The sequence below is a fragment of the Rhodococcus daqingensis genome, assembly GCF_042665615.1.
Lineage (GTDB): Bacteria > Actinomycetota > Actinomycetes > Mycobacteriales > Mycobacteriaceae > Rhodococcus_G > Rhodococcus_G daqingensis.
The window spans coordinates 394,188-407,813 of the sequence record NZ_JBHTCS010000009.1 but is presented as its reverse complement, the minus strand read 5'-3'; the positions used below and the strand labels follow the sequence as shown (position 1 = coordinate 407,813).

At 70.0% G+C, this 13,626-nt stretch carries 15 protein-coding genes; 8 read left to right on the top strand and 7 right to left on the bottom strand.

Annotation, left to right across the window (positions count from 1 at the left end; all coding sequences use genetic code 11):
• A complete protein-coding gene (locus tag ACFQS9_RS06420) occupies window positions 1-417 on the top strand; it encodes a hypothetical protein (protein WP_378402642.1) in 417 nt (138 codons plus the stop codon).
• A gap of 167 nt (window positions 418-584) precedes the next feature.
• On the opposite strand, the gene ACFQS9_RS06415 is transcribed toward ACFQS9_RS06420, so the two are convergent.
• Both ACFQS9_RS06415 and ACFQS9_RS06410 read right to left on the bottom strand, forming a co-directional pair.
• On the bottom strand, window positions 585-1,058 hold the full coding sequence (locus ACFQS9_RS06415; protein ID WP_378402639.1) for a GNAT family N-acetyltransferase: 474 nt from the start codon (window positions 1,056-1,058) through the stop codon (window positions 585-587).
• 22 nt (window positions 1,059-1,080) lie between these two features.
• A complete protein-coding gene (locus tag ACFQS9_RS06410; RefSeq protein WP_378402636.1) occupies window positions 1,081-1,668 on the bottom strand; it encodes an acid phosphatase in 588 nt (195 codons plus the stop codon).
• 71 nt (window positions 1,669-1,739) lie between these two features.
• On the opposite strand from ACFQS9_RS06410, the gene ACFQS9_RS06405 reads away from it, so the two are divergent.
• The gene (locus ACFQS9_RS06405) at window positions 1,740-2,534 is read left to right on the top strand and encodes a ParA family protein (RefSeq protein WP_378402634.1); all 795 of its coding nucleotides are present in this window, start codon (window positions 1,740-1,742) and stop codon (window positions 2,532-2,534) included.
• Window positions 2,535-2,554: 20 nt separating this feature from the next.
• Here the strand turns inward: ACFQS9_RS06405 and ACFQS9_RS06400 are convergent, their stop codons facing one another.
• Together ACFQS9_RS06400 and ACFQS9_RS06395 are read right to left on the bottom strand one after the other, a co-directional pair.
• Window positions 2,555-3,769 (bottom strand): Rv3212 family protein, encoded by a 1,215-nt coding sequence (locus ACFQS9_RS06400; protein ID WP_378402632.1) that lies wholly within the window; start codon window positions 3,767-3,769, stop codon window positions 2,555-2,557.
• A gap of 9 nt (window positions 3,770-3,778) precedes the next feature.
• Complete coding sequence (locus tag ACFQS9_RS06395; RefSeq protein ID WP_378402630.1) at window positions 3,779-5,380, bottom strand: DEAD/DEAH box helicase; 1,602 nt, start codon at window positions 5,378-5,380, stop codon at window positions 3,779-3,781.
• Window positions 5,381-5,688: 308 nt separating this feature from the next.
• On the opposite strand from ACFQS9_RS06395, the gene ACFQS9_RS06390 reads away from it, so the two are divergent.
• Complete coding sequence (locus tag ACFQS9_RS06390; protein ID WP_378402628.1) at window positions 5,689-6,369, top strand: ferritin-like fold-containing protein; 681 nt, start codon at window positions 5,689-5,691, stop codon at window positions 6,367-6,369.
• Window positions 6,370-6,484: 115 nt separating this feature from the next.
• Entirely contained in the window at window positions 6,485-6,715 is a 231-nt protein-coding gene (locus tag ACFQS9_RS06385; RefSeq protein WP_378402627.1) for a DUF3107 domain-containing protein, read from the top strand.
• Between the two features lie 79 nt (window positions 6,716-6,794).
• Here ACFQS9_RS06385 and ACFQS9_RS06380 read toward each other — a convergent pair whose 3' ends face one another.
• Window positions 6,795-7,439, bottom strand: coding sequence for a TetR/AcrR family transcriptional regulator (locus ACFQS9_RS06380; RefSeq protein WP_378402625.1), 645 nt, complete (start codon window positions 7,437-7,439; stop codon window positions 6,795-6,797).
• 276 nt (window positions 7,440-7,715) lie between these two features.
• Here ACFQS9_RS06380 and ACFQS9_RS06375 point away from each other — a divergent pair, with 276 nt between their 5' ends.
• Window positions 7,716-8,816 carry a DUF3152 domain-containing protein gene (locus tag ACFQS9_RS06375; protein ID WP_378402623.1) on the top strand — a complete coding sequence of 367 codons (1,101 nt, stop codon included), beginning with the start codon at window positions 7,716-7,718 and terminating at the stop codon, window positions 8,814-8,816.
• Here ACFQS9_RS06375 and ACFQS9_RS06370 read toward each other — a convergent pair.
• The gene (locus ACFQS9_RS06370; RefSeq protein ID WP_378402621.1) at window positions 8,813-9,259 is read right to left on the bottom strand and encodes an acyl-CoA thioesterase; all 447 of its coding nucleotides are present in this window, start codon (window positions 9,257-9,259) and stop codon (window positions 8,813-8,815) included. The two genes, ACFQS9_RS06375 and ACFQS9_RS06370, sit on opposite strands and share 4 nt — an antisense overlap.
• Before the next feature lie 125 nt (window positions 9,260-9,384).
• On the opposite strand from ACFQS9_RS06370, the gene moeZ reads away from it, so the two are divergent.
• Together moeZ and ACFQS9_RS06360 are read left to right on the top strand one after the other, a co-directional pair.
• Window positions 9,385-10,569, top strand: a complete 1,185-nt coding sequence (gene moeZ / locus ACFQS9_RS06365; protein ID WP_378403192.1) for an adenylyltransferase/sulfurtransferase MoeZ — start codon at window positions 9,385-9,387, stop codon at window positions 10,567-10,569.
• Window positions 10,570-10,624: 55 nt separating this feature from the next.
• Window positions 10,625-11,473 (top strand): TIGR02569 family protein, encoded by an 849-nt coding sequence (locus ACFQS9_RS06360; protein ID WP_378402619.1) that lies wholly within the window; start codon window positions 10,625-10,627, stop codon window positions 11,471-11,473.
• Here the strand turns inward: ACFQS9_RS06360 and ACFQS9_RS06355 are convergent.
• On the bottom strand, window positions 11,470-12,147 hold the full coding sequence (locus ACFQS9_RS06355) for a FadR/GntR family transcriptional regulator (RefSeq protein WP_378402617.1): 678 nt from the start codon (window positions 12,145-12,147) through the stop codon (window positions 11,470-11,472). The two genes, ACFQS9_RS06360 and ACFQS9_RS06355, sit on opposite strands and share 4 nt — an antisense overlap.
• 84 nt (window positions 12,148-12,231) lie before the next feature.
• Here ACFQS9_RS06355 and ACFQS9_RS06350 point away from each other — a divergent pair, with 84 nt between their 5' ends.
• A complete protein-coding gene (locus ACFQS9_RS06350; protein ID WP_378402615.1) occupies window positions 12,232-13,494 on the top strand; it encodes a CynX/NimT family MFS transporter in 1,263 nt (420 codons plus the stop codon).
• The last annotated feature ends 132 nt before the right edge of the window (window positions 13,495-13,626 follow it).

Sequence of the window (13,626 nt, the reverse complement as noted above, 5' to 3'; positions counted from 1 at the left end):
GTGTCAGAACAGCCCTCACGCCCCCGCCCGCCCGCCCCGGTCCGTTGGGCCGGCCTGCTGGTGACCCTTCAGGGTGCCGTCGCCATCGGCATCGCGGCCGTGCTGCTGATCCGCGGCCTGCTCGGTCACGACCAGACCGCGACCAGTGGGTACGGCACCGCGGCGTGGTTCGCCATCCTCGGCGGCGCGGTCCTGGCCGCGGGCATCGCGCTGATCATGGGCAGGCGCTGGGGACGGACGATCGCCGTCGTCGCCCAGTTGCTGCTGCTCCCGGTGTCGTGGTCGCTGCTGACCGACTCCCACCAGCCCGCGTACGGGGTGCTGCTCGGGGCCGTGGTGATCGCCGCGCTGGTGCTGCTCTTCAGCACCCCCTCGTCTCGCTGGATGGCCGACGAGTACGGCCAGGACGCGCCTTAGGGCATGTCTCCCAATCCCCATTTCGGCGCCCCTGGCGTCCAATCGCCGCCCTGCAGCGTTGTCGTCGGCGCCGATACAACAGCGGTATCGGCTTCTCCTCCGCCTTGCCGGACGACGATTGTCTCGCCAGGTGCATCCGAGAGGGATTGGGAGACACGCCCTAGCCGCTACGCCTGCGCGGCGAGGCGGGTCAGCGCGTCGCCGGACAGTCGGTAGGTCGTCCACTCGTCCTGCGCGGTCGCATCGAGCGACTCGTAGAACGCGATGGACGGGGCGTTCCAATCCAGCACAGCCCAGCTGAGCCTGCTGTAGCCGTTGTCGGCGCATTCCTTCGCCAGCGCGGCCAGCAGCGCCCTGCCGTGGCCCGCGCCCCGTCGCTCGGGCTTGACGAAGAGGTCCTCCAGGTAGATCCCGTGCACGCCGTCCCAGGTGGAGAAGTTGCGAAACCACAGCGCCATCCCGACGACGGCACCGGCCTCCTCGGCAACGTGGCAGAACGCCGACGGGTTCTCGCCGAACAGCGCCGTGGCGATCTGACCCTCGGTGACGGTGCACTCGTGCCGCGCCTTCTCGTACTCGGCCAGGTCGTAGATCAGGCCGGTGACGGCCGCGGCGTCGTCGGGGGTGGCCCGCCGGATCATGATCGCTCGCTCTCGAATCGAGTCAACAGGTGACATTGTGTGAATTGATCTGCTGGACACCGCGATCGAAGCCGAGCACGGAGATCGCCGCCGGGTCCATCGCGAAGCGCCTGCCCTCCGCGACCGGGAGCTCGGCCCACCGCGCCAGCAGGGCGCGGGAGAAGTGACCGTGGCCGACGAGGATCACGTCGCGCTCGTCGAGTTGCGACGACGCGGTGGACAGGACCATGTCGGCCCGCGCCGCCACCGACTCGGCACTCTCCCCGCCCGGGCACGGGTGCGACCACACGGTCCAGCCCGGCACGATCTCGCGGATCTCGGGCGTGGTCAGGCCCTCGTACCGGCCGTAGTCCCACTCGGCCAGCGCGTCCCACGTGGTGGCGTGCTCGAGCCCGGCGAGTTCCGCGGTCCTGGTGGCCCGGCTGCGCGGACTGGTCAGGACCAGCGGGTTGCGCAGGCCGAGCCGGGCGATCCGGCGCCCGGCCTCACGCGCCTGGTCCTCGCCCGTCGCGGTGAGCGGGATGTCGGTGCCGCCGGTGTGCCTGCCGTTCAGTGCCCACTCCGTCGCGCCGTGTCTGACCAGGGCGATGCGGGGCCGTGCGGTACTCATGCCGCAATGATGCCAGGGCGATCTCGACCGGAGCGCTCGCCTCATCCGTCGAAGTGCGCAAAGATCACCGGGTGACAACTGTGCTCGCTGTGGCGAATCAAAAGGGTGGGGTCGCCAAGACCACGACGGTCGCCTCGCTCGGGGCCGCGCTTGCGGGGCTCGGACGCAAGGTGCTCGTGGTGGATCTGGACCCCCAGGGCTGTCTGACGTTCTCGTTGGGCCACAACCCGGATCGGGTCGAGTCGTCGGTGCACGAGGTGCTCACCGGCGAGGCGGCGCTGCGTGAGGTGATCCTCGAGACCGAGGAGGGCATCTCCCTGGTCCCGGCCACGATCGACCTCGCGGGCGCGGAAGCGGTGCTGCTGATGCGGCCGGGCCGGGAGTTCGCGCTCAAGCGCGCGCTGGCGACGCTCGACAACGACTTCGACATCGTGCTGATCGACTGCCCGCCGTCGTTGGGCGTCCTGACCCTCAACGGGTTGACCGCGGCCGATTCGGTGCTGGTGCCGTTGCAATGCGAGACGCTGGCGCATCGTGGTGTCGGACAGTTGTTGCGCACCGTCGGCGAGGTGCAGCAGATCACCAACCCGGACCTGCGGCTGCTCGGCGCGCTGCCGACGCTGTACGACGCCCGCACCACGCACAGTCGCGACGTGATCTCGGACGTGGCCGACCGCTACGAGATGCCCGTGCTGGCGCCGCCGATCCCGCGCACGGTGCGGTTCGCCGAGGCCAGCGCCTCGGGCGCGACCGTGCTCGCCGGCCGACGCAACAAGGGCGCGCTGGCGTACCGGGAGCTGGCCGAGCAACTGGTGGCGCACTGGGAAACCGGAGCGGACCTCGTGACGTTCAGTCCCGCTTCCTGAATCGAGGGCGCGCGAGCCCGTCAGCGCAGCGCGACGAGCTCGTCCCCGCGCTGCTCGAGCAGAACCGTCCCGACCACCGAGCTGGTGATCGGCGCCTGGGCGTCCGCGCGATCGACGGCGATCCGACGCACCTCACCGCCGGTTGCCAGGTCGTGCACGGCGATCGCGCCCTCGACCGGGATCAGGATCTGGCCCGCCATCAGAGCGCCGGGACCGATGGCGCCCTCGACGGTCCACCGTGGCGCGAAATCGGTTGCGCCGAGAGCGATCATCCGTGAACCGGTCCACCACGAGTACACCGAGCCGACCTTGACCACGCGGGAATCGGGGGAGACGTCGGCGGGCACCGGATGCGTGGCGATCAGGCTGCCGGAGCCGTCGAAGACCCCGACCCTGGCCCCCGTCGTGGGCCCGGCGGGCAGGTACACCGCGCTGCGTTCGCCCGCCACGGCGAGCACCTTCGCGCCCGTGACGCCGGGGTCGAGATCCGCCAGCACGCTCGAGCCGTACTCGTCCGGTTCGGAGTTGTCCTTCGGTGCGGGGGCCAGCACGCTGAGTCGGTCGGCGGGCTCGTCCGCGCAGCGCTCGAGCACCGCGAGCCGGGTGCTGCTCGACGCCGACGAGAGCAGCTCGCAGCCCGATCGGGGCTGGGTGTTGGGGTTCACCGGCGCGTCGACGCGGCCGAATTCGAGGGTGCGGACCAGATCGGAGCGCCACAGCTCCAGCCGGTGCATCCCCCGCGAGGTGACGTAGGTGCCGTCCTCGGACAGGGTGACGGCGTCGTCGGCGTCGCTGTTGCGCTGGGCGACCCGGGAGCCGTCCGAGCCCTGCAGTTCGGTGACGGCCCCGCATCCTCGAGCGTCCCGGTACACCGAGACGACGGCGTTCCACGCCCCGATCACCCCGCACAGCGCCAGGTCCCGGGTGTAGCTCCACAGCTGCGCGCCGGTGTCACGGTCACGACCGACGACCGCGCCCTCCTCGGCGGTCACCACGGCGCCGCCCGAGGTGACCGGACGATCGGTTGCGGAGCTGTCGGCACGCCAGATCTCGGTGACGCGTTCCGGGATGGACAGCGCCGTATCTGCCGGTGTGGCAGGGGTTTCCGCGGTGATCGAGGTGGTGCCCCTGGCGTCGCCCCGCAGCCAGATCGCACCGGCGGCGAGCACCACGACGACCGCGATCGCGACAGCGGCGATGAGGTCGGCGCGAGTGCGCCGCTCCGGTGCGACCACGGCGGCCGGCTACTCCGAGGCCACGGCCACGGAGGGTGCGGCGGCGGCCGCGGGCTTGCGCCGACGGCGGCGACGCCGCGCGGGCGCGGTTCCGTCACCCGACGGCGCGGTGGTGTCGGTGGCCGGGGCGTCGGAAACCGCTGCGGTGGTGTTGGTTTCGGCGGTGCTGCGACCGCCGCGGGTGCGCTTGCGGGGGGCGCGGGTGCGGGCGGGGCGCTCGGACTTCTCGCTCCGCTCGGTACCGGCGGCGTCGGTGTCACCGGCCGCCTCGCTCGCGCGCTCGGCCCTGGCCCGCTTGATCGAACCCTTGGCGTCGGTCGGGATGTTCAGCTCGGAGTACAGGTGCTCGGAGCTGGAGTAGGTCTCGGCCGGCTCGGGGATGCCGAGGCCGAGCGCCTTGTCGATGAGCTGCCAGCGGGGGATGTCGTCCCAGTCGACCAGGGTGACGGCGATGCCGGTGCGTCCCGCGCGGCCGGTGCGGCCGATGCGGTGCACGTAGGTCTTCTCGTCCTCGGGGCACTGGTAGTTGATGACGTGGGTGACGTCGTCGATGTCGATGCCACGGGCGGCGACATCGGTGGCGACCAGCACGTCGATCTTGCCGGTGCGGAAGGCCTTGAGGCCCTTCTCGCGGGCCACCTGGCCGAGGTCGCCGTGCACGGCGCCCACGGAGAACCCGCGCTCGGCGAGGTCGTCGGCCACCTTCTGCGCGGTCCGCTTGGTGCGGGTGAAGATCATGGTGGCGCCGCGGCCCTCGGCCTGCAGCACGCGGGCGACCATCTCGGCCTTGTCCAGCGCGTGCGCCCGGTAGATGTGCTGGCTGGTCCGGTCGTGCACCGCCGACGACTCCGGCTCCTCGGCGCGGATGTGCGTGGGCTGGGTCAGGAAGGTGCGCGCGAGGGTGATGATCGGTCCCGGCATGGTGGCCGAGAACAGCATCGTCTGGCGCTTGTCGGGGACCATGCCGAGGATCCGCTCGATGTCCGGCAGGAAGCCGAGGTCGAGCATCTCGTCGGCCTCGTCCAGGACCAGCACGCCGACCTTGCCGAGGATGAGGTGGCCCTGCTTGGCCAGGTCGAGCAGCCGGCCCGGGGTGCCGACGACGACGTCGACGCCCTTCTGCAGGGCGGCGATCTGGGTCTCGTACGGGCGTCCGCCGTAGATCGAGAGCACCTCGAGCTTGCGGTCACCGGCCTTGAGGTACTTGCTCGCGTTGACCAGGTCCTCGGTGACCTGGATGCACAGCTCGCGCGTCGGCACGATGATCAGCGCGCGCGGCGTGCCGTCCAGGGTCGCGGTCCCGGTGTCGCCGGTGGCGATGCGGTGCAGCAGCGGCACACCGAATCCGAAGGTCTTGCCCATGCCGGTGCGGGCCTGACCGATGAGGTCGTCGCCGGCCAGCGCCAGCGGCAGGGTGAGCTCCTGGATGGCGAAGGTGCGGTCGATGCCGATCTCCGCGAGGGCCCGGACGATCTCGTCGCGGACGCCCAGTTCGGCGAAGGTCGGGGCGATGTGGGTCTCGTCGAGTTGCGCGGAAAGAGTGGTCTCGGTCGCGTCGTCTTCGTGGTCGATCGTGATCTTGCTCAGGGGTCTGGCCTTCCTCGTTGGCACGCGCGCACGAGGTGGGGCCAGGCCGATTGTCGGCCGATGTCGGTGCCCTCGTCCGTGAGTCGCGCTTCCTGCTGCCTGAGCGCGGAAATCGTGGGATCTCGACGCGGCGCGGGAAGGGACTTCAAGATCAGGTGCGCGCACATTATCTGCGGGTCGCCGCGTGGTTGTGTGGGCCCATTTGTTCGGGCTCCGGGCGGCTGCCCGCGTCCATGGTAGCTTGCGCCCTCGCCTGTGCTGGTATTTGCATGGCCGATCTCACGCCGCGCGGCCGCGATCGGTGGGCGCGCGACGCCGTCTAGGCTGTCCGCATGGGAGCCAATCCACCGGATTCTTTGACGCCAGCCATCGCAGCCGATCATCCGGGAGTGGGTGAGCTCTTCGCCGTCCTCGCGTACGGCGAGATCTCTGCTTTCTACCGCCTCGCGGACGACGCGCAGATGTCCCCGACCCTGCAGGGGAAGGTCGCGCTGGCGAGCATGGCCGCGGCGGAGATGAGCCACTTCGAGACCCTCGAGGCCGCGCTGACTGCGCGCGGGCACGACGTCTACGCCGCGATGAAGCCGTTCGTGGCGCCGCTGGACGACTACCACGCCGCCACGCACCCGTCGACCTGGCTGGAGTCGCTGGTGAAGGCCTATGTCGGCGACGGCATCGCCGCCGACTTCTACCTCGAGATCGCGGACTCGCTCGACCCGTCCGTCGCGGCCGTCGTGCGCGAGGTGCTGGCCGAGACCGGGCACTCGGAGTTCGTGGTGCACGAGGTCAACGCGATGGTCCGCTCGAGCACGCAGGAGAAGGACCGGCTGATGCTGTGGGGACGCCGGCTGCTCGGTGAGGCGATCACCCAGGCGCAGTACGTGATGGCTCAGCGCCAGGACCTGACCGAGCTGGTGATCACCGCGAGCGGCGACCTGGCCGGCATCGCGGCCATGTTCGACCGGATGCAGGAGCGTCACGCCGAGCGGATGACGGTCCTCGGACTCGTCTGAATCGGTCGCGGTCTCCGCTGTTCGCTCTCAGCACACGCGCGGCCCGGGCGCGGCGGCGAGCGGCTGCACTAGCCTGGGCACCGGTAGTGATGGCACGAGATTTCGGAGGTTGGCCGTGGAGGTCAAGATCGGCGTTTCTGACAGCCCGCGCGAGCTCATCGTGAACAGCGAACAGACCCCCGACGAGGTCGAGGCCCTGGTCGCGAGCGCGCTCGGCGGCGAGGGCGGCGTGCTGGCGCTCGTCGACGACAAGGGGCGCAAGTTCCTGATCCAGGCCAGCAAGGTGGCGTACGTGGAGATCGGACCATCGGACAGCCGCAAGGTCGGTTTCGCGGCGACCAGCTGACCCTCGCAGACGAAGAAACGGGGCGCGGTGATCCGCGCCCCGTTCTCGTTGGTGCCCCGGTCCTGTGCGGTGCCCGGGGTCAGTGCTGCAGCGGCACGTGCGACAGGCCGCCCCAGGCGAGCGCGACGGTGGTGTCGACGGCCTCTTCCTTCGGGATCGGCCGGTTGGCCTGCAGCCAGTAGCGCGCGGTGAACTGGCTGGTGCCGACGAGGCCGACCGCGAGGATGCGCGCACGGTAGGGATCGAGGCCGGAGTCGTGGCTGACGAGGTCGAAGACGGCGTCCACGCAGGCCTCGGTGGCCTGGTCGACCCGGGCCAGGACCTGGGGGTCACCCATGACGTCCGACTCGAACACCAGTCGGTAGCCCTGGCTGTCGTTGTCGACGAAGTCGAAGAAGGCCTGAACGGCGGCCCGGACGCGTTGCCGGTTGTCGGTGGTCGAGCGCAGGGCCTGCCGCACACCCGAGATCAGGCTGTCCACGTAGCTCTGCAACACCGCGAGGTAGAGGTCGAGCTTGCCGGGGAAGTGCTGGTACAGGACGGGCTTGCTGACACCCGCGCACTCGGCGATCTCGTCCATGCCCGCAGCGTGGTAGCCCCTGGTGACGAAGACCTCGCTCGCGGCCTGGAGCAGCTGCAGCCGTCGCGCGTCGCGGGGGAGTCGGGTGCTGCGTTTGGTGGTCTGGCCGGCGGGCGCTGCCGCCCGGTCCGCGAGTTCTGTCATCGTGCTCCCAATCTGCTGCCTATCCACCATCACGACCCGTGCGGTGCGGTGAGGGTGCTCACTGCACTGAGTGCACAAAGTCATCGAACGATACCCGGACGATCGCCGGGTCACCCTCACAATGGCGCATGCTGTGTAGGTGAGTATTCCAGGTGATGCGGTCGGTGTCGGCATGTCGCCGTCCGGCGCCCGCTCGGGGCGACGTTCGGCGCGCCGAATCGCGGTGGCGTCGGTCTGTGAGATTCTGACGTCGTGACGGATCGAGGTGGACCGCGTATGCGGGGCGACGCCCCGCGGCGCCCCGTCGACGGTGGCTACCCCGATGACCGGTACTCGGCCACGCGCACAGACGACGACCACTCAGACGATCGCTACCTCGACGACGAGCGTTACGGAAGGCGGGGCGAGGTCGGGTCCCACCAACCGCTGCGCGCGCAGTGGGATCCCACCAGCCGTGAGCTCGGACGCCCCCGTGTCCCGCGGCCGGAACGGCAGGTCCGAAAGCAGAGCAAGCTCGGCAAGTTCGTCTCCGTCTACGGGTGGCGGGCGTACGCGATCCCGATCCTGCTGGTGGTCACCGTGCTCGTCGCGGTCGACGCGATCCGTGGTGGCGGCGGCGGTTCCCCCGAATCCGAGACCGGCGACGGACCCGGTCTCGGCGCGCTCAGCACCGCCACCGACGGCACCGACGTGATCGGCGTACCGCCGCAGGGCGACGGCAGCTTCGCCGCGTCGATCCCCTCCGGCGCGCTCCCGGACGGTGGGCCGTTCACCGCCCAGGGCGCGGGCACCTGGCACGTGATCCCGGGTGCGACCGCACAGGCGGGCCAGGGCACCGAGCAGGTGTACACCTACACCGTCGAGGTGGAGGACGGCGTCGACACGTCCGGCTTCGGCGGCGACGAGGCCTTCGGCCGGATGGTGGACCAGACGCTGTCCAACCCGAAGAGCTGGACCAAGGACCCGAGGTTCGCAGTCCGGAGGATCGACAGCGGCGAGCCCACCTTCCGGGTGTCGCTGACCTCCCAGATGACGGTTCGCCAGGCCTGTGGGTACGACATCGAACTCGAGGTCTCCTGCTACAACCCGTCGATCAACCGGGTGGTTCTCAACGAGCCGCGCTGGGTCCGCGGGGCCATCGGCTTCCAGGGCGACATCGGCTCCTACCGGCAGTACCAGATCAATCACGAGTTCGGCCACGCGATCGGCTATCAGGACCACCAGCCGTGCGAGTCGGACGGGGGACTGGCGCCGGTGATGATGCAGCAGACCTTCGGCACCTCGAACAACGACATCGCCAAGCTCGACCCGGAGGGTGTGGTGCCGATGGACGGCAAGACCTGTCGGTTCAACCCCTGGCCGCACCCGCGCGGCTAGCCGCGTACCCAGGCCGCGAGGAGCGCACGTTCGTCCGCGGTCAGGCGGCGCAGGCGCTGGGTGTGCGGATCGCCGAGTGCCAGCTGGGTGATGGCCTCGACGGCGGGGCGGGAATCCGGGGGCGCCGTGGCCGCGCGCACCTCGTAGCGGACGGTCACGTCGACCGTGCGCAGTCGCTCGACCCACATCGTGACCGACAGCGGGCTGTCCGCGTGGGTGAGGGGCGACCGGTACCGCACGTCGATGTGGGCGACCACCGAGGTCCCGAGCAACTCGGACGCCTCCGGCCCGACGCTGCGCAGCCAGTCGATCCGGGCCTCCTCGAGCAGGGTCACCATCCGGGCGTGGTTCACGTGCTGGAAGGCATCCATGTCCGACCAGCGGACCGGCACCTCGGCGCGGAAGGAGACCGGATCCGTGGTCGGGGTCGGGGCGGTGCTCATCGGGACTCCTCGCGATGGTCGTGCGTACCAGGGCGACCGACCGTAGCCGATCGGGGGAAGAATGAAGTGGTACGGAGCGTTGTAGCTGCGTGAGCGCGTTGACCCCAGGAGCCGTCGTGTCTGACCTGAAGTCCAAGAACCCGTTGCCGCCGCTGGTCGAACCCGCGGCCGAGCTGAGTCGCGCCGAGGTGGCGCGCTACAGCAGGCACCTGATCATTCCCGACGTCGGCATGGTCGGGCAGAAGCGGATCAAGAACGCCCGAGTGCTGGTCATCGGTGCGGGCGGACTCGGATCGCCTGCCCTGCTCTATCTGGCCGCCGCGGGTGTGGGCACCATCGGGATCGTCGAGTTCGACGAGGTCGACGAGTCCAACCTGCAGCGCCAGGTGATCCACGGGCAGGCCGACATCGGCAGGCCCAAGGCCGAGAGCGCCCGCGATTCCATCCTGGAGATCAACCCGGGCGTCGAGGTGCGGCTGCACCGGTTCCGGCTCGAACCCGACAACGCGGTGGAGCTGTTCGCGCAGTACGACCTGATCCTCGACGGCACCGACAACTTCGCCACCCGGTATCTGGTCAACGATGCCGCCGTGCTCGCGGGAAAGCCGTACGTCTGGGGCTCGATCTACCGGTTCGAGGGGCAGGCGTCGGTGTTCTGGGAGGACGCCCCGGACGGGCGCGGGCTGAACTACCGCGACCTGTACCCGGAGGCGCCGCCGCCGGGGATGGTGCCCTCGTGCGCGGAGGGTGGGGTGCTCGGCGTCCTGTGCGCGTCGATCGGGTCGATCATGGCCACCGAGGCGATCAAGCTGATCACCGGAATCGGGGAGTCCCTGCTCGGCCGGCTCATGGTGTACGACGCCCTCGAGATGAGCTATCGGACCATCAAGCTGCGCCGTGACCCGGCTCGGGAGCCGATCACCGAGCTCATCGACTACGACGCGTTCTGCGGTGTGGTGTCCGACGAGGGGGTGGCGGCCACCGCTGATTCGACGATCACCGCGCGCGAACTGGCCGCCATGCTCGAGGAGGGCAGGGAGATCGAGATCGTCGACGTTCGTGAACCGGTGGAGTGGGACATCGTCCACCTGCCGGGCGCGACGCTGATCCCGAAGGACCGCATCCTGTCCGGTGAGGCGCTCGCGGAGCTGCCCCAGGACCGGCCGATCGTGCTGCATTGCAAGACCGGCATCCGGTCGGCCGAGGCGCTGGCCGCGCTGAAGAAGGCCGGTTTCGCGGATGCGACTCATCTGCAGGGTGGGGTCATCGCCTGGGCGAACCAGGTGGACAAGTCGCTGCCTGTGTACTGACGGAGTCCGGCGCGTCAGGGACGGCGACGGGTCCGACGGCGGTAGCGTTGGCGGCGTGAGCTCTGTCGAACCTCCCGAGCACGTGCGCTCCACCTTCGGTCTGCGCGAGACGGATCCGATTCCGCTCGGCGCCGACTGGGACGGCGGCTGGCGTTGCGGCGATGTGGTGCTCTCGCCGGTGGCCGATCACGCCCGCGCCGCGTGGTCGGCGAAGGTGCGGGAGACCCTGACCGCGGACGGGGTGCGGATCGCGAGGCCGGTCCGCGCCACCGACGGGCGTTACGTCGTATCGGGCTGGCGGGCAGACACTTTCATCGGCGGTTCCCCCGAGCCTCGGCACGACGAGGTGGTGTCGCTGTCGATGCGATTGCATGCGGCGACCGCTGGGCTCGAGCGGCCGCGGTTCCTGGTGCAGCCCCCGGTGGCGCCCTGGGCGGACGTCGATGTGTTCGTCGCGGCGGATCGGGCCGCGTGGGAGCAGGTTCCGCTGCGGGCGGTGAAGGGTCAGTTCGAGACGGTCACCGAGGACGGCCGGACCAGCGTCGAGCTGATCGGGCAACTGGCGACGCTGCGCAAGCCGGTGCGCAGCCCCGACCAGCTGGTGCACGGTGACCTGTTCGGCACTGTGCTGTTCTCCGGTTCGGAGGCGCCGGGCATCACCGACATCACCCCCTACTGGCGGCCGGTGGCGTGGGCGGCCGGGGTCGTCGTGGTGGACGCACTGTCCTGGGGCGGGGCCGACGCCGAGCTGATCGCTCGGTGGGAAGATCTGCCGGAGTGGCCGCAGATGCTGCTGCGCGCCTTGATGTTCCGCCTCGCCGTCCACGCGTTGCATCCACGATCGACGGCGGAGGCGCTGCCCGGCCTGGTCCGCACCGCGGACCTGATCCGGTTGATGCTCTAGGTGCGCTGGGCGAGGAGTTCGGTCAGGAACCGGCGCGCGGCGGTCGCTGCGCGCTCGCTGTCGCCGTCGATGACGGCCTGCACGAGCTCGTCGTGCTCGGGTTCGTAGGAGTTCTCGGCCGCGACCGGGTGGCGGAGGATGGTCTGCTCGATGGCGGGCAGTAGCGAGTCGTAGAACTCGAGGTAGACGCCGTTGTGGCTGGCCGCGACGATGGCGCGATGCAGTGCCAGGTCGGCTGCGACCGCGGCCGATGTGTCGGCCGCGCCCTCGGCGGGCGACCAGAGCAGATTCCGGCGCGCGAGCAGGTCCCGCAGAGTCGCGATGTCGGCGTCGTCGCGCCGCCGCGCTGCGAGGGCGGCCGCGGTCACGTCGAGGGCCTGGCGAAGCTCGAGGACGTCCCGTTCGTGCGCGCCCGCGAAGTACTTGCCGAGCGTTCCGCCGAGGTCGCTGGTGGTGATCACGTAGGTGCCCGAGCCCTGGCGCCGTTCCAGCATCCCCGCGTGCACCAGCGCCTGGACCGCCTCGCGGACGGTGTTGCGCCCGGTGCCCGTCAACTCGGCCAGTTCCGGTTCGGTCGGTATCCGCGAGCCGGTCGGCCAGCGTCCGGCCACGATCTCCGCGCGGAGCTGGTCGGTGACCTGCGCGATGAGGCTTGTCCGTCGTACGGGTTGCACGCCATCCCTCTCGTGTGAGTTGTGTGCGCATCTTACTCAGTTGCATCGGATCATCCATTCATCCTATGATTTTGCGAGCAATCGATGAGGGAACTGAGGTGTGCGGTGTCCGTGCAGACGACCGAGCGGCAACCCCCCACGATCGGACGGCGCGCGCTCGTGACCGGTCGGCTGATGGTGCTCGTCGCGATCGTGCTCTCCGCACTCACGCTCCGAACGGCTGTCACCTCCCTGACCCCGCTGCTCGACGAGATCGGCCGGGACGTCGGGTTCGGATCGACCATCGTCGGTGTCTTCGGGATGCTCCCCACCGCGATGTTCGCCGTCTTCGGCCTGCTCACGCCGCGACTGGCCGTGGCGTTCGGCCTGGAACGAGTCGCGCTGGCGGCGATGCTGATGACCGGTATCGGCATCGCGACCCGCTCGATGGTGTCCGAGACGGCCGCCCTGCTCGCCCTCTCGGCGCTCGCGCTCGGCGGGATGGGCATCGGCAACGTGGTGATCCCGCCGCTGGTCAAGCGCTACTTCTCGGATCGTGTCGCGATGATGAGCACGATCTACATCACCTGCGTGCAGGTCGGCACGGTGCTCCCGGCGCTGGTCGCGGTGCCGCTCGCGGACGCCTACGGGTGGCGGGTCTCGCTCGGCCTGTGGTCGCTCGTGGCCTTCGCCGCGGCCCTGCCGTGGATCGGCATCGTGATCAGCAGGCGCGGCCGAGACCGTCTCGACACCTCCGCGGAACCGCACGCCGATCAGGGCGAACGCGGTCGGGCCTGGCGTTCTCCGGTGGCCTGGGGGATGGCCGGGATGTTCGGCATGACCTCGCTGATCACCTACTCGATGTTCACCTGGGTGCCGAAGATCCTGACCGAGGCCGGTGCGAGCGCCGGATTCGGTGGCACCATGGTCGGGCTGTTCGCCGCGGTCGGCTTCCTCGCGGCGATCGGGGCGCCCACCCTCTGTGCGCGGATCGCCAATCCGTACCCCGTCGTGGTCGCCTGCGCGGTCTTCTACCTGGCCGGGTTCGCCGGCCTGCTGTTCGTGCCCATGGCGGCCCCGGTGCTGTGGATCCTGCTGGTCGGCCTCGGGCCGAGCACGTTCCCGATGTCGCTGACGCTGATCAACCTGCGCACCCGCACCGCGGCCGGTTCGGCGGCACTGTCCGGCTTCACCCAGGGGCTCGGGTATGCCGTGGCCTGCCTCGGCCCGCTGTTGTTCGGCATCCTGCACGATGTGACCGGCGGCTGGGCCTGGCCGTTCGCCATGCTCCTCGTGGCGGTCGGGGTCATCCTCGCCGCGGGCTACGTGGCCTGCAAGCCGAGGTTCCTCGAGGACAGCTGGCGGTGACGTCGGTCACATCGTGACCGCAGTGTGATGGTCCGTCACACGTCGTAACACCCCGTTTACCTGCGGAAACATCCTCACCGTTCCGGTAACACGCTGGTGAGCGCAAGTTCATTCTGGAGTCATTGCGCGCAT

What these genes read in the sequence shown, in the direction of transcription:
- ACFQS9_RS06415 (WP_378402639.1), bottom strand. Translation starts at nt 1,058, where the DNA reads ATGATCCGGCGGGCCACCCCCGACGACGCCGCGGCCGTCACCGGCCTG.
- ACFQS9_RS06410 (WP_378402636.1), bottom strand. Translation starts at nt 1,668, where the DNA reads ATGAGTACCGCACGGCCCCGCATCGCCCTGGTCAGACACGGCGCGACG.
- ACFQS9_RS06390 (WP_378402628.1), top strand. Translation starts at nt 5,689, where the DNA reads ATGGGAGCCAATCCACCGGATTCTTTGACGCCAGCCATCGCAGCCGAT.
- ACFQS9_RS06380 (WP_378402625.1), bottom strand. Translation starts at nt 7,439, where the DNA reads ATGACAGAACTCGCGGACCGGGCGGCAGCGCCCGCCGGCCAGACCACC.
- ACFQS9_RS06375 (WP_378402623.1), top strand. Translation starts at nt 7,716, where the DNA reads ATGCGGGGCGACGCCCCGCGGCGCCCCGTCGACGGTGGCTACCCCGAT.
- ACFQS9_RS06370 (WP_378402621.1), bottom strand. Translation starts at nt 9,259, where the DNA reads ATGAGCACCGCCCCGACCCCGACCACGGATCCGGTCTCCTTCCGCGCC.
- ACFQS9_RS06350 (WP_378402615.1), top strand. Translation starts at nt 12,232, where the DNA reads ATGAGGGAACTGAGGTGTGCGGTGTCCGTGCAGACGACCGAGCGGCAA.